This window comes from Algoriphagus antarcticus (assembly GCF_002150685.1).
GTDB lineage: Bacteria > Bacteroidota > Bacteroidia > Cytophagales > Cyclobacteriaceae > Algoriphagus > Algoriphagus antarcticus.
This window is the reverse complement of record NZ_MSSW01000050.1, coordinates 19,356-31,317: the sequence shown is the minus strand read 5'-3', so window position 1 is coordinate 31,317 and position 11,962 is coordinate 19,356. Positions and strand designations below refer to the sequence as shown.

Sequence of the window (11,962 nt, the reverse complement as noted above, 5' to 3'; positions counted from 1 at the left end):
CACCTGAATTTTGCGTTATGAATAATCACAAAGCCTTTGCTAGTAAGGCGTTGATATGAGAAATACTGGATTTTATATGCTCGGAATCTTCCGTATTAACTTGACTGGTTTCTAATGATTCCACCATGCAATCAAAGGCTACCATCGCCAGCAAATCCTGGTTATCGTCCAGTCCGTATTCCTCTTTATACTTTCTTAGTTTTTCATTAATCAGCTTGCCAGCATGACGGATCTTGGATTCGTCCTCGATCTTCACGCGCATAGGATATTCTCTATCCCCTATTTTTAGTCTGATGGCAAGTGTTGTCTCCATATCACTCGGATAAGTAGGTGATTAAATGATCGATTTCTTGTATATAATTATTGATTAGGTCACTCATTTCAGTTGACTGTTCCGGATTCACCGGTTGGTTGTCTACAATGTTACTAATTTTAATTTTATTTTTAAAATGTTCGATTTGCTGCTCTTTTTTATCTAAAGCAATACTTACTTCGGATAATTTTTGCTTCAATTGCTGATTCTCCTCACCAATCTCAAGCAATTTACTACTAGCCTGTAGTGCTAGTTTCTCTAATTTTTGCAGTTCCTCTTGAATCATTTCTATGTTCTTATCAAAGCACCAACCTCTTTCTCAAAGGCTTGAATCAATTTACTCATAGTTTTATCAATTACCTTATCGGTCAGTGTATTTTCGTGATCCTGTAAGTGAAAACTTAATGCATAGGCCTTTTTGCCAGTGTCAATTTTGTCACCTTGATACACATCAAAAACTCCAATTCTTTTTAATAATTTTCCTCCAAACTTCGTAGCAACAGATTTCACCTGATCATAGCTCACATTTTTGTCTATCACCAAGGAAAGATCTCTACGAACTTCCGGGAATTTTGAGATCTCTTCAAACTTCTTCAATCCAGAAGTTTTTTTGCAAAGTAAATCCCAATTCAAGTCGGCATACCATACTTCCTGTCGTACTTCCGCTTGCTTCAAAATCCTATCATCCAGCAAACCTATACTTGCCAGCTCCTTCTGTCCCAGCATGATTTTCAAGTTATAAGCAAATGGTGCTTTTTCTACAATAGAAAGATCGCCTGGAGATACATTCAGCTTCTCCAAAATACCTTCCACTGTAGAATAAATATCAGCAAACGCGAATGCCTTGGCTGATTCTAACCAGCTTTCAGCAGTTTTCTTTCCCGTAAGGAAAAGCGAAAGTCTTCTGCTTTCCACGTAACCTTCGGCAGCCTTATGATAAACGGTTCCAAACTCGAAGTATTTCAAATCGGTCTGCCGTCTGTTGATATTCCTTGCCAATACTTCCAGACCAGAGTAAAGCAGACTTTGACGCATCACGTCAAGGTCCTCGCTGAGCTTGTTGTAGATGACTACGCTATCCTTTGGATCAAGGAATCCAGATTTCTCCGCATAACTTGACTTAGTCAAACTATTTGTGATCATCTCGTAGTATCCCTGACCAGTCAAAATCTCGGTCAATCTGTACTGAAGTTTATTCAGGTCTTTCACAGGATGTTCAGCCAGATAATCCGTTCTCAGATTTTCTGAAAGCTCCACATTATGAAAGCCATAGATCCTCAAAACCTCTTCGATGATATCTGCTTCACGCGTCACATCCACGCGGTATGGTTTGGCAGTCGCAGTAAAACCTTCAGCCGTTTCATTTGAAACGGATATCTCGAGGCTTTCCAAAATTGATTTCACCTGCGATGGCTCAATTTTCTTTCCGATCAGTCGATTAATATGGCCGTAAGTCACATCGATGACAAAATCGGCAATCAGCTCCGGATAAATATCAATCAACTCAGAACTTACTTTTCCGCCAGCGATTTCCTGCAACAATTTAACCGCCATTTTCAGCGCATAAACAGGCATATTTGGGTCAGTTCCTCTTTCAAAACGAAAAGATGCATCAGTCTTCAAGCCATGAAATTGACTTCCTTTTCTGATTATGTCTGGGGAAAAATAAGCGGATTCCAAGAAGATGGAAGTAGTGTCTTCAGAAACGCCAGAATCGACGCCGCCAAAAACGCCAGCGATACAAAGCCCTCCTTTTGGATCTTTGATCATCAACTCCTCGCCAGAAAGCTTACGCTCTTTCCCGTCCAATGTCACAAACTTGGAATCCTTTGAAAGCTTGCCTACGATGATTTTCCCTTCGGAAATTTTTGCAGTATCAAATGCATGAAGCGGCTGACCCAGATCATGCAAAATGAAATTGGTGATATCCACTACATTATTTATAGGCTCCAGGTCCAATGCTATCAAAAAATTCTGCAGCCAAGTCGGAGAAGGGCCAACTTTCAAATCCGAGACAACCACACCTGCATAGCGTGGGCAATCAGTGGAATTTTCTACTTCCACTTGAATAGCCGGGCCAGAAGCCTCTAGGTTCAATTCAGGTGCAGTGTCGATCACCAAATTTCTTCCCAGAAGTGCCTTTAAATCACGTGCAACTCCCAAGTGAGAAGCTGCATCAGCTCGGTTTGGAGTCAGTCCGATTTCCAAAACCTGATCTTGATCTACTTCAATGAATTTAGAAGCTGACGTACCATTTGGCAAATCCGTATCCAATACCATAATACCAGCATGGCTAGACCCAAGTCCCAACTCATCCTCAGCACAGATCATTCCTTCGGAAACCTCACCTCGAATCTTAGCTTTTTTGATTTGGAAAGAGTCACCTTCGGAAGGATAGAGTGTGGCTCCAACGGTCGCCACCAACACTTTTTGGCCTTGAGCTACATTTGGCGCTCCGCAAACAATCTGTGAAGGAGACTCTCCACCGATATCGACAGTAGTCAAACTCAGTTTATCTGCGTCGGGATGCTTTTCACAAGTCAACACTTCGCCAATCACTATACCTTCAAGCCCTCCTTTGACAGAAACAAATTCTTCTAAACCTTCCACCTCCAAGCCAGATTGAGTCAGCAATGCGCCGATTTCCTCCGCCGATTCAGTATGGGGGATATATTTTTTTAATCGATTGATTGAGATTTTCATCTGTTTATTTTTGATTTTCAAAGGTCAGATGGAATCTCGCAGGATTTTTAACCGTCCCTTTGTACTTTGCTTTCGTCGCGCTCGATTTCATCAGTTATTCATAATAAAGCAAATCCAAATTGATCTGCGTACTAAACAAAAGAGGTTCGAAAACCCCATTTTATTCAATAATGAGCACAAATTTAAGAGATTTGAGCTAGGCAGAAAGGCTATTTCTCGTAATTTTTCTCACCCACAGGAATGGGGATGTCTAATAAATTTTCCTTTGGAGGAAGCGGGCAGCCATAATCTGGATTGTAAGCACAGTAGGGATTGTAAGCCATATTGAAATCAATGGTTATGCTGTTTTTGCCGTCTTGGCGAGCGTTGATATATCTACCTCCGCCGTATGTCTCCGCAGCACTGGTCTCATCTGCAAATGCCAAAAAGAAATTCCTCATATCCGGTTCATTCATCGCTTGGAGAAGTAATAGCTTCTGCGGCTTGCCGTTCAACTCAAACTCCGCCCAGGAATGTTCTATATATTTTTCCTTTGTGCCATCGGTGAGAGGTACTTCTCTTACCTTTCTATCCTCTATTGTCACCATACGAGCCTTTACTTTGTAATTCGGATCGATTGGGTAAAAATTTAACTTAGAAAAGGATTGCTTCTGTGCATCTGTCAAAGGTGACTCGAAGTTGAATCGAATGAATTTAAATTGTCTTTCGCGTTCAGCCTCGATCTTTTCGATGTAATCTTCGGGACTTTCAGTCGCTGTCAACGTATAAACAACCGCAGTCAAAACCACCACGGAGATAATCAGAATTATAATCGTATTGTTTTTCATCTATTGATAATTGATTTTTAATGGTCAGATAGCCTGTCCAAATCTGTCTGATTTAGGCAATTTTGGTTCGGGAGAATCTCGCTTGGTTGTCCCGATATTCTTATCAGGACATTCCTTTGCATACCCCGCGCCTCTTGCTCGATTTCAAATAATCACAGTATGCCGTCATCGGCGAAGCTAAAGTAGCCACTATCTGTAAAAATCACATGGTCTAACACCGGCAAATCCAATTCCCGACCTACTTTCACTAGCCGATGCGTAAGTCGCTTGTCTTGCTCGGAAGGGGTTGCATTCCCGCTCGGATGATTGTGAATTAGGATAATCGACTGAGCGAGATACTCTAAGGCAATTTTGAACACAATCTTGGTATCTACAATTGTACCCGCTGTACCACCCTGAGACACCAAATGCTTTTTTATAACTCTATTACCTCGATTAAGTAGAATTAAATAAAAATGCTCCACTTGTTCATCAAGCAATTCTGGCCGCATCAGATCGTAAATCTCCTGCGAACAGGTGATTGTTGGCTTAGCTACAGGCTCCGAATCTTTTCGTCGTCTCCCAAGCTCCATCGCAGCAATAATAGAAATCGCTTTGGCCTCGCCTATTCCCTTGAATTTCTTAAGATCTTGAATAGACATCTTTGCCAGTGCACGAAGGTCATAATTCGCCTCCGCAAGGATATATTTAGATAGATCCACCGCGCTCACTGACGGCGTTCCTGAGCCAATCAATATGGCGATGAGTTCTGCGTCAGTCAGAGCAGATTTACCTTTGAGAAGAAGTTTTTCACGTGGACGATCTTCTTCGGCCAACTGGGAAATTTTGATAGAGGAGTAAATATCCATAGCGTTCAATTAAAAAATGATCTATGAATCTAATTACTTCAGAGCACAAAAAAAACCCTGTCTAGCAGGGTTTTAGAGAAATAAAATCTCAAAGGATTAAGCTAGAGCCGAAACGAACCTGGCCAATCTTGATTTTTTGTTACTTGCGTTGTTTTTGTGAATCACATTCTTCTTAGCCAACTTGTCCAACATAGAAGATACTTTCTTGTAAAGCTCAGAAGCCTCCACTTTGTCAGTAGTAGCTTTCAATCTTTTGATGAAAGTTCTGGTTGTTTTAGCCTGATATCTGTTTCTCAAACGCTTAGCTTCGTTTGCACGAATTCTCTTCAGAGCTGATTTGTGATTTGCCATATCTTAATTATAATTGAATTTCTTTACGTGTGCCTATTCCGAATCGGAGTGCAAAGTTATTGTAATTTATTAATTCTGCCAAAGGAATTTCAAACATTCCTATTACTGCAAGCCTTTTTCAAATTCAATAATTTTGATAAATACCCCTTACGGCTGCAAATATACCTTTTATCCACGCATATACCTGACAAAGTTTTTGATTATTTTTAAGTATGAAAAATTTTCTAATCTGGATAATTCCCATCTTTTTGATTTCAGAGGCACCTTTTGCTTGGGGTTTCTATGCACATTCATTAATTAATCGACTGGCAGTTTTTTCCCTTCCCGAGGAAATGATTGGCTTTTATAAACCTCAAGTCCAATACATTACTGAAAATGCCGTAAACCCTGACCGCAGAAGATATGCCGTAGAAGGCGAAGCTGAGAAGCACTACATAGATTTGGATTATTATGGGGATTCTGCATTGCAGATTCTTCCAAAATATTGGAATGAGGCCGTAGAAAAATTTACTGAAGACAGCTTAAGATTGAATGGAATTGGGCCTTGGTCTGCATATTTCACTTTTCTAAACCTCACAAAAGCTTTTGAAGCTAAAAATTCTGCTGCTATTCTGCGACTTTCTGCCGACTTGGGGCATTACCTGGGCGATCTGAATGTCCCACTTCACACGACCGTAAATTATAATGGACAGCTTACAAACCAAGTTGGGATTCATGGATTCTGGGAAAGCCGTGTTCCTGAGCTTCAGGCAAAAGATTATGCACTTTGGGTCGGGCAGGCGGACTATGTGGAAAAGCCTCAGTTGGCTATCTGGGATGCAGTGGCAGCAGCTCATTCCCAAGTTGACAGTGTTTTATCTATTGAAAGGGAACTGACGAAAAGTTTCTCTCCCGATCAAAAGTTTAGCTATGAGGAGAGGAACAATCTAACCGTCCGAGTGTATTCCCGGGAATTCACAGAAGCTTATGCTACAGCTTTGAATAGCCAAATCGAGCGTCAAATGAAGAAATCCATTAAGATGATCGCAGATTTTTGGTTTACTGCTTGGGTAAATGCTGGGCAGCCAGATTTGAATTCGTTTTCGAAGGAATTAGGAGAAGAGGAAGAGATTGTAAAGAATTCTAAGATTAAGACGAGGGAACATGATCATTAGTGGTCAGTATTTAGTAGCAGTGATCAGTATTCAGTCGCAGTTGAGATGCACCTAACAAGACATATAATTTAATGCCTTCATAATTAAATTCTCATCACTTAAACACTTATAAAAATAGACTTTAAAGATCTATTGGCTTACAAAAAAGCATTTGAATTGGCACTGATGATTTTTCATAACTCTAAGCAATTCCCAAAGGAAGAAAAGTATTCTTTAACTGATCAAATAAGAAGATCCAGCAGATCCGTATGTGGATACATAGCCGAATCTTATAGAAAACGAGCTTATCCTGCCCACTTCAAATCCAAGCTTAGTGATGCTGACATGGAAAACAGTGAGAAAAGTGTTTGGTTAGACTTCGCCCACGCATGTGAATACATAAGTATTGAGACGCATTTGGAACTCATTCAAAAATCTGAAGAAGTAGGAAAACTAATCAACTACATGATCTTGAATCCTTCCAAATTTGGAGCATCTACAAAATAGATTCCCGAACAGTGATCACAATACAGTTGAATACTGACCACTGCGACTGATCACTGATGACTTACTTCGGCAGATTTCAAATACATCTCAATCGCCTTACCTATTCTCCTAAAAGTGCTTTTAAATACCTCCTCATTTTCCTCCAGAAGCGTCACACGAAAACCTCTCAAATCTGAGCAGAACGAAGAAATCGGAACTACACAAATCTGCTCAGCAGCCAATAAGTTATAAACGAATCGCTTATCCAACGGCATATTTTTCTCGGCTAGCCAAGAATCCAGCAAGCTTTGCAAACTCTGATCTTCTACAGGAAGAAATTGTTCTTCTTTCAATACGCCCTCTTCAAATACAATTGTATTGTAAAAAGCTCCCTGGGTCGGATTAAACTTGATTCCTGGAATATCTCCCAAGATTTCACGCATCCAGTCACTGCGTTTACCGATTTGAGCGTTCGCTTCTTCTCTGTACTTGAAGTAAGCAGGATGCTTCATGATTTTAGGTATAGCCAGCTGAGGCAAAATGGTAGAGCAAACCTCAATCATTTTCGCGTTTTCAAGCGTCTGGCAAAGCTTAGAGAACTCTTGGGAGGATTCCCGATTATAAAATTCCATCCAGCCACATCTAGCTCCAGGCCAAGGAAACTCCTTTGAAATTCCTTTCAGCGAAATAGCAGGTCTATCTCCAATTACTTCAGCTAAAGGAACAGCCGTGATTCCGTTGTAGGTGATATTTTGATAAATCTCATCTGTGATCAAAAGGAGGCTGAACTCATCAGCAATTTTCACAAAAGCCTCCAAAACCTCTCTTGGATATACCATCCCCGTTGGATTGTCAGGATTGATAATCAAAATTCCGACAATCGACGGGTTATATCGAACCTTCAAATACAAGTCTTCCATATCTGGAAGCCATTGGTTATCTGGATCAAGTTTATATGTAATCGGAGCAGCATTGGCGTGTGCTGCCTCAGCCGAACTGTGCGTGCTGTATGCGGGAGATGGGCCAATAATTCTTGCCGTTGGAATCAAAAATTGATACAACTTTGCGATAGCATCGCCAAGTCCATTAAAGAATAAAATATCTTCCGGGGAGATCTGAGTACCACCTCTTTCATTATTCAGTCCAGCCAAGAATTTACGCGTTTCCAACACTCCTTTGGAATCCGCATAGCCATAGGTCTTATCTTCCTTCAGCAAATCGGCTATGATTTCCTTCATCCACTCTGGCACTTGATTACTCTTTTGGATAGGATCACCGATATTCTCCCAGGTCATCGTATAGCCCAGCGCTTCAACTTGACGGGCTTTTTTTACAATTCCACGAATTTCATAGGTCAATTCTTCGGCTCCGGGTCTGAGGAGTAGCTGTCTCATAGGTTTGTTAGGCTGAATGCGAAATAATTCGGGCGTAAAGAAACAAAAAAGAGGAATGAAACTATCTCTCAGAAGCGAAATACTGACATTTTCTACCTGTGAAAAAAGATCACCAAATATAATTTGCCTTGACTTTGTTACAAGAAATAAAAATAAATGCCCTGACTTTGTTACAATACTGATGAAATCTACCCTTACTTTGTTACAAAGTATTAGAAAAAATGCCCTTACTTTGTGACAAACAGAATCTAAAATGAGCTTTAACAGACTGATATTCAACTTATTAGAATCTTGGAAGTCTAACCCAAGCAGAAAGCCTCTTATTATTCGAGGAGCTAGACAGGTAGGCAAGACAACTTTGGTGAGGCAATTTGCCAAAACCTTCCCTAATTCCATTATGCTCAACTTGGAGAAAAAAAGCGATAGGGCCTTCTTCGAGGATTTCGATGATGTCAAAACAATCGTTGAGGCACTATTTGTCAGCAAAAACTTATTTCCTACCGATCTTTCAAGCACTCTACTTTTTCTAGATGAGATCCAAGAGTCTCCGAAAGCTATCCAACTTCTCCGATATTTTTACGAAGAAATCCCCGAAATGCCTGTGATTGCAGCAGGATCATTACTAGAGTTTGCCTTGAAAAAAGTGAAAAGTTTTCCAGTTGGAAGAGTTGAATTCCTGTATCTCTATCCAATGAATTTCCCAGAGTATCTTGATGCAATAGGGCAAAAAGCCGCTTTGGAGCAATTCACACAAGTTCCTATAAAACCATTTGCAAACAAGGTATTGATGGAGCTATTTCATCGCTATGCCATCATAGGTGGAATGCCCGAGATTATAAAAACAGATTTGGATAAAAACAATCTGGCGGATCTCCCTCCCATCTACGAAAGCATCTGGAGCACATACAAATCTGATATAGAAAAATATACAACAAATGACTCTGAGCGGAAAATCATCCGCCACTTGATGAATTCGGCTCATTTGGTCTTGGATGAGCGGGTAAAGTTTCAAGGATTTGGCAACTCAAATTACCGCTCCAGAGAAATTGGAGAATCATTCCGTATTCTGGAAGAAGCCAAAGTTATGCGGTTGATCTACCCCACTACAGATTTAGCCCCACCGCTTCAACCCGACTTGAAAAAATCTCCCCGAATCCAATTTCTGGATACTGGCTTGGTCAACTATTCCCTGGGAATTCAAGGACAGATGCTACGAATGAAGGACTTGAGTCAGGCCTACAAGGGAGCTCTGATTCCGCATCTGATCAGTCAAGAGCTGATTTCCACCACCCATCTGACAGATCAAAAACCTAATTTCTGGGTGCGTGAGAAAAAGCAATCCAGCGCAGAAGTAGATTTGGTAATCCCTTTTCAGGGGTTAGCGATCCCAGTAGAAATCAAATCAGGGGCCACGGGATCGCTTCGTTCCCTCCATCAATTTGTGGATGCCTGCGATCATGGTTTTGCTGTGCGGATCTATGGCGGTGAGCTACGGATCGAGGATTCGGTGACTCCTGCCGGCAAACCCTATCGGCTTTTGAACTTGCCCTATTATTTGGGAACTCAGCTAATTGCCTATCTCGGTTGGTTAATTAAATAAAAACTTGTATTCAGGATACATGATATCTTGTATTTTGAATACAAGCTTTTATATTTATATTGAATTTCAGGTGATTAGATGATATCAAAACAACTTCTTCAAGAAATAATAACTGATCAAAATGAGAATTTCCTTCGGAAAAAGCTTGTTGATCGGGAACTGCACTTACCACATGACTCCAATCAAATCGTAATAGTCAGTGGAGTAAGACGCTGTGGAAAAAGTGTTTTGATCAGAAGAATTTTTTCCGAACCGGAATCTGGGTTGTACCTAAACTTTGAAGATCCTCGCCTCGTGAATTTTGAAACGGCTGATTTTCCAAAACTTGAAGTAATCCGAGATGAATTGGGGAAATCTGCAATACTCTTGGACGAAGTTCAAGGCGTGGAAGGTTGGGAAATCTTTGCAAGAGCGCTTCATGAAAAAGGTCAAAAGCTTTTCATCACCGGTTCGAATGCCAGTATGCTCAGCCGAGAACTGGGTACGCGATTGACAGGTAGATACAAGCAGATAGAACTGTTCCCTTTTAGTTATAATGAATTTCTCAGATTCAAAAATCTCAGTCCTGATGAATCGAGCTTTGAAAGTTATTTTCAGTTTGGGGGATTTCCGGAATATCTTCAAAATCAGGATCATGAATACCTCCGGACACTTCTCCGTGATATATTGATACGGGATGTGGCAGTGCGGAGAAATATAGCAAATGAAAACCAACTCATCCGATTAGGAGTCTTTCTGGCTTCCAATGTTGGGAAGGAATTTAGCTATTCACGAATGGCCAATCTTCTGGAAGTCAAATCTGTTAGGACAATGATTGATTATTGTGATTTTCTGGAGGAAAGCTACCTTTTTGACCTGATCCCGTTGTATTCAACCTCCATCCGAAAGCAGGTCGCCAATCCAAAGAAGCCGTACTGCATCGATACTGCAATGGCTGCTGCCAACTCGATTTCTTTTAGCAAGGATTTGGGGAGAAGGCTTGAAAATCTGGTTTACCTCCATCTTCGGCGCTCTTTTCAATCAATCTACTATTTCCGCTCCAAAAAGTCAGAATGCGACTTTCTGATCAAATGGAATGAGGAAGTTATCGGGCTAGTCCAAGTATGCTGGGATCTCAATCCTGATTCGCTGGACCGGGAAGTTGCCGGAATCAAAAATGCAATGAAGGAAACAGGCTTAGATTCTGGAGTCTTGATCACTTGGGACCAAGAAGATCTAATCGAAGGAATACCTGTAGTTCCAGCTTGGAAATGGTTTCTTGAGCCTGCAAAAGGTTATTTTGAGGTAAGCTAAATTCAGGAGTTTCGCTTGCTTCTTTCCCTAATCTCCTCCCAGAAAAATGGCGCTATACCCCAAATAATCACTCCCGCCATAAGCCAATACGGCACAAGGAAAAGGTCTACATACTTTGCCAAAAGAAGCAGCATTATCAAGACGAAAGGAAATCCATAAAGTCTTTCGATAGGTTTTTTGCTCATTTTCTTTTCAATAGATAGCGGGTATTTCCACTTTCATAACCTAGCAGTAAAGTATCGCTAGAAAAACCGTAACGGACTTGTTGATTGCCTTAAGCGGTTTCAATTTCTAGAATCTCATTGTTATGTGTTTTCCACCCCAAAGTAGGAATTGCGGCATAATCCAGTGGAGCATTTATTCCGAATCTCTTCATGTCGTCTCTCAAAAATTGTGGGTCGATGAGTAATTTTCCATCTTTAGTATAAGTATCCATGTGTTTTTTCCCAAAAAACTCATCTTTAACGATAGCACCAAAGGCATCTTTGGTATAAAGCATCATCCAACGTCCAATTAAACGCTGATCAAGCTCTCTTTTGAATAGTCAGGAATGTAGCTACAGAAATAAATACTAGAAGTAGTCTCATAGTTTGATTTGATTAAGAGTTTTTAGAATTCTTTTGATTTTGATAAGCCTTGAGTTGAGCCAATTGACCTAACAGCACAAATAACATTGCTAAAGCTGTGAGATTTGGATAATTTTTACCTTCAGGGATCAGGCCACTATTCCAAATGGACAAACCCCCAATAAGCAAAGCCGCCAGAATAAGAAAAATGTGAAAGTATAATCTGCGTTTGCTCATCGTTTTAGCTTTTGGAAATTTTTGACTTTTAATTTTTCTCCGATAATCAGAATAAGTTGAGAAAGTGCTAAACAAGCCATAGCAATCACAGTCAAATTCGGATAATTATAACCTTCAGTCATCCTCCCATTACGCCAAACGGATAACCCCCCAATCAGCAAAGCAATCGCAATAAGAAAAAGATGAACGTACACCATACCTTTATTCATTC

Annotated in this window: 15 protein-coding genes; 4 read left to right on the top strand and 11 right to left on the bottom strand. The window is 40.5% G+C overall.

Annotation, left to right across the window (positions count from 1 at the left end):
• Positions 1 to 25 precede the first annotated feature (25 nt).
• The 6 genes from BVH04_RS16660 to rpsT form a co-directional block, all read right to left on the bottom strand.
• Positions 26 to 313 (bottom strand): cell division protein ZapA, encoded by a 288-nt coding sequence (locus BVH04_RS16660; protein ID WP_086542601.1) that lies wholly within the window; start codon positions 311 to 313, stop codon positions 26 to 28.
• Between the two features lies 1 nt (position 314).
• Positions 315 to 599, bottom strand: a complete 285-nt coding sequence (locus tag BVH04_RS16655; protein ID WP_086542600.1) for a hypothetical protein — start codon at positions 597 to 599, stop codon at positions 315 to 317.
• Between the two features lie 2 nt (positions 600 to 601).
• Positions 602 to 3,016 carry a phenylalanine--tRNA ligase subunit beta gene (gene pheT / locus BVH04_RS16650; protein WP_086542599.1) on the bottom strand — a complete coding sequence of 805 codons (2,415 nt, stop codon included), beginning with the start codon at positions 3,014 to 3,016 and terminating at the stop codon, positions 602 to 604.
• A gap of 209 nt (positions 3,017 to 3,225) precedes the next feature.
• Positions 3,226 to 3,843: a DUF1684 domain-containing protein gene (locus BVH04_RS16645; protein WP_086542598.1), complete on the bottom strand. Its 618-nt coding sequence runs from the start codon at positions 3,841 to 3,843 to the stop codon at positions 3,226 to 3,228.
• A gap of 152 nt (positions 3,844 to 3,995) precedes the next feature.
• Positions 3,996 to 4,691, bottom strand: a complete 696-nt coding sequence (radC, locus tag BVH04_RS16640; RefSeq protein WP_086542597.1) for a RadC family protein — start codon at positions 4,689 to 4,691, stop codon at positions 3,996 to 3,998.
• A 96-nt stretch (positions 4,692 to 4,787) separates the two neighbouring features.
• Positions 4,788 to 5,042: a 30S ribosomal protein S20 gene (gene rpsT / locus BVH04_RS16635; protein ID WP_086542596.1), complete on the bottom strand. Its 255-nt coding sequence runs from the start codon at positions 5,040 to 5,042 to the stop codon at positions 4,788 to 4,790.
• 212 nt (positions 5,043 to 5,254) lie between these two features.
• Between rpsT and BVH04_RS16630 the strand changes: the two genes are divergently transcribed.
• Together BVH04_RS16630 and BVH04_RS16625 are read left to right on the top strand one after the other, a co-directional pair.
• Positions 5,255 to 6,196 (top strand): zinc dependent phospholipase C family protein, encoded by a 942-nt coding sequence (locus BVH04_RS16630; protein WP_169714450.1) that lies wholly within the window; start codon positions 5,255 to 5,257, stop codon positions 6,194 to 6,196.
• Positions 6,197 to 6,328: 132 nt separating this feature from the next.
• Entirely contained in the window at positions 6,329 to 6,682 is a 354-nt protein-coding gene (locus tag BVH04_RS16625) for a four helix bundle protein (protein WP_240510966.1), read from the top strand.
• Positions 6,683 to 6,732: 50 nt separating this feature from the next.
• Here BVH04_RS16625 and BVH04_RS16620 read toward each other — a convergent pair whose 3' ends face one another.
• Entirely contained in the window at positions 6,733 to 8,055 is a 1,323-nt protein-coding gene (locus BVH04_RS16620) for a pyridoxal phosphate-dependent aminotransferase (RefSeq protein ID WP_086542594.1), read from the bottom strand.
• Between the two features lie 253 nt (positions 8,056 to 8,308).
• On the opposite strand from BVH04_RS16620, the gene BVH04_RS16615 reads away from it, so the two are divergent.
• Together BVH04_RS16615 and BVH04_RS16610 are read left to right on the top strand one after the other, a co-directional pair.
• Positions 8,309 to 9,655 (top strand): ATP-binding protein, encoded by a 1,347-nt coding sequence (locus BVH04_RS16615; protein WP_086542593.1) that lies wholly within the window; start codon positions 8,309 to 8,311, stop codon positions 9,653 to 9,655.
• A gap of 78 nt (positions 9,656 to 9,733) precedes the next feature.
• Positions 9,734 to 10,948 carry an ATP-binding protein gene (locus BVH04_RS16610; RefSeq protein ID WP_086542592.1) on the top strand — a complete coding sequence of 405 codons (1,215 nt, stop codon included), beginning with the start codon at positions 9,734 to 9,736 and terminating at the stop codon, positions 10,946 to 10,948.
• Between the two features lie 2 nt (positions 10,949 to 10,950).
• Here BVH04_RS16610 and BVH04_RS16605 read toward each other — a convergent pair whose 3' ends face one another.
• From BVH04_RS16605 to BVH04_RS16590, 4 genes are all read right to left on the bottom strand, one after another.
• Entirely contained in the window at positions 10,951 to 11,133 is a 183-nt protein-coding gene (locus BVH04_RS16605; RefSeq protein WP_086542591.1) for a hypothetical protein, read from the bottom strand.
• 89 nt (positions 11,134 to 11,222) lie between these two features.
• Positions 11,223 to 11,450, bottom strand: a complete 228-nt coding sequence (locus BVH04_RS16600) for a hypothetical protein (RefSeq protein ID WP_086542590.1) — start codon at positions 11,448 to 11,450, stop codon at positions 11,223 to 11,225.
• A gap of 97 nt (positions 11,451 to 11,547) precedes the next feature.
• On the bottom strand, positions 11,548 to 11,751 hold the full coding sequence (locus BVH04_RS16595; RefSeq protein WP_086542589.1) for a hypothetical protein: 204 nt from the start codon (positions 11,749 to 11,751) through the stop codon (positions 11,548 to 11,550).
• Positions 11,748 to 11,960, bottom strand: a complete 213-nt coding sequence (locus BVH04_RS16590; RefSeq protein WP_086542588.1) for a hypothetical protein — start codon at positions 11,958 to 11,960, stop codon at positions 11,748 to 11,750. Before BVH04_RS16590 ends, BVH04_RS16595 begins: the two co-directional genes overlap by 4 nt.
• Positions 11,961 to 11,962: the final 2 nt, after the last annotated feature.

Coding starts and splice junctions, on each gene's coding strand:
- BVH04_RS16600 (WP_086542590.1), bottom strand. CDS start 11,450: ATGATGCTTTATACCAAAGATGCCTTTGGTGCTATCGTTAAAGATGAG.
- BVH04_RS16605 (WP_086542591.1), bottom strand. CDS start 11,133: ATGAGCAAAAAACCTATCGAAAGACTTTATGGATTTCCTTTCGTCTTG.
- BVH04_RS16610 (WP_086542592.1), top strand. CDS start 9,734: ATGATATCAAAACAACTTCTTCAAGAAATAATAACTGATCAAAATGAG.
- BVH04_RS16660 (WP_086542601.1), bottom strand. CDS start 313: ATGGAGACAACACTTGCCATCAGACTAAAAATAGGGGATAGAGAATAT.
- BVH04_RS16615 (WP_086542593.1), top strand. CDS start 8,309: ATGAGCTTTAACAGACTGATATTCAACTTATTAGAATCTTGGAAGTCT.
- radC (WP_086542597.1), bottom strand. CDS start 4,691: ATGGATATTTACTCCTCTATCAAAATTTCCCAGTTGGCCGAAGAAGAT.
- rpsT (WP_086542596.1), bottom strand. CDS start 5,042: ATGGCAAATCACAAATCAGCTCTGAAGAGAATTCGTGCAAACGAAGCT.
- BVH04_RS16595 (WP_086542589.1), bottom strand. CDS start 11,751: ATGAGCAAACGCAGATTATACTTTCACATTTTTCTTATTCTGGCGGCT.
- BVH04_RS16590 (WP_086542588.1), bottom strand. CDS start 11,960: ATGAATAAAGGTATGGTGTACGTTCATCTTTTTCTTATTGCGATTGCT.
- BVH04_RS16645 (WP_086542598.1), bottom strand. CDS start 3,843: ATGAAAAACAATACGATTATAATTCTGATTATCTCCGTGGTGGTTTTG.
- BVH04_RS16655 (WP_086542600.1), bottom strand. CDS start 599: ATGATTCAAGAGGAACTGCAAAAATTAGAGAAACTAGCACTACAGGCT.
- pheT (WP_086542599.1), bottom strand. CDS start 3,016: ATGAAAATCTCAATCAATCGATTAAAAAAATATATCCCCCATACTGAA.
- BVH04_RS16620 (WP_086542594.1), bottom strand. CDS start 8,055: ATGAGACAGCTACTCCTCAGACCCGGAGCCGAAGAATTGACCTATGAA.
- BVH04_RS16630 (WP_169714450.1), top strand. CDS start 5,255: ATGAAAAATTTTCTAATCTGGATAATTCCCATCTTTTTGATTTCAGAG.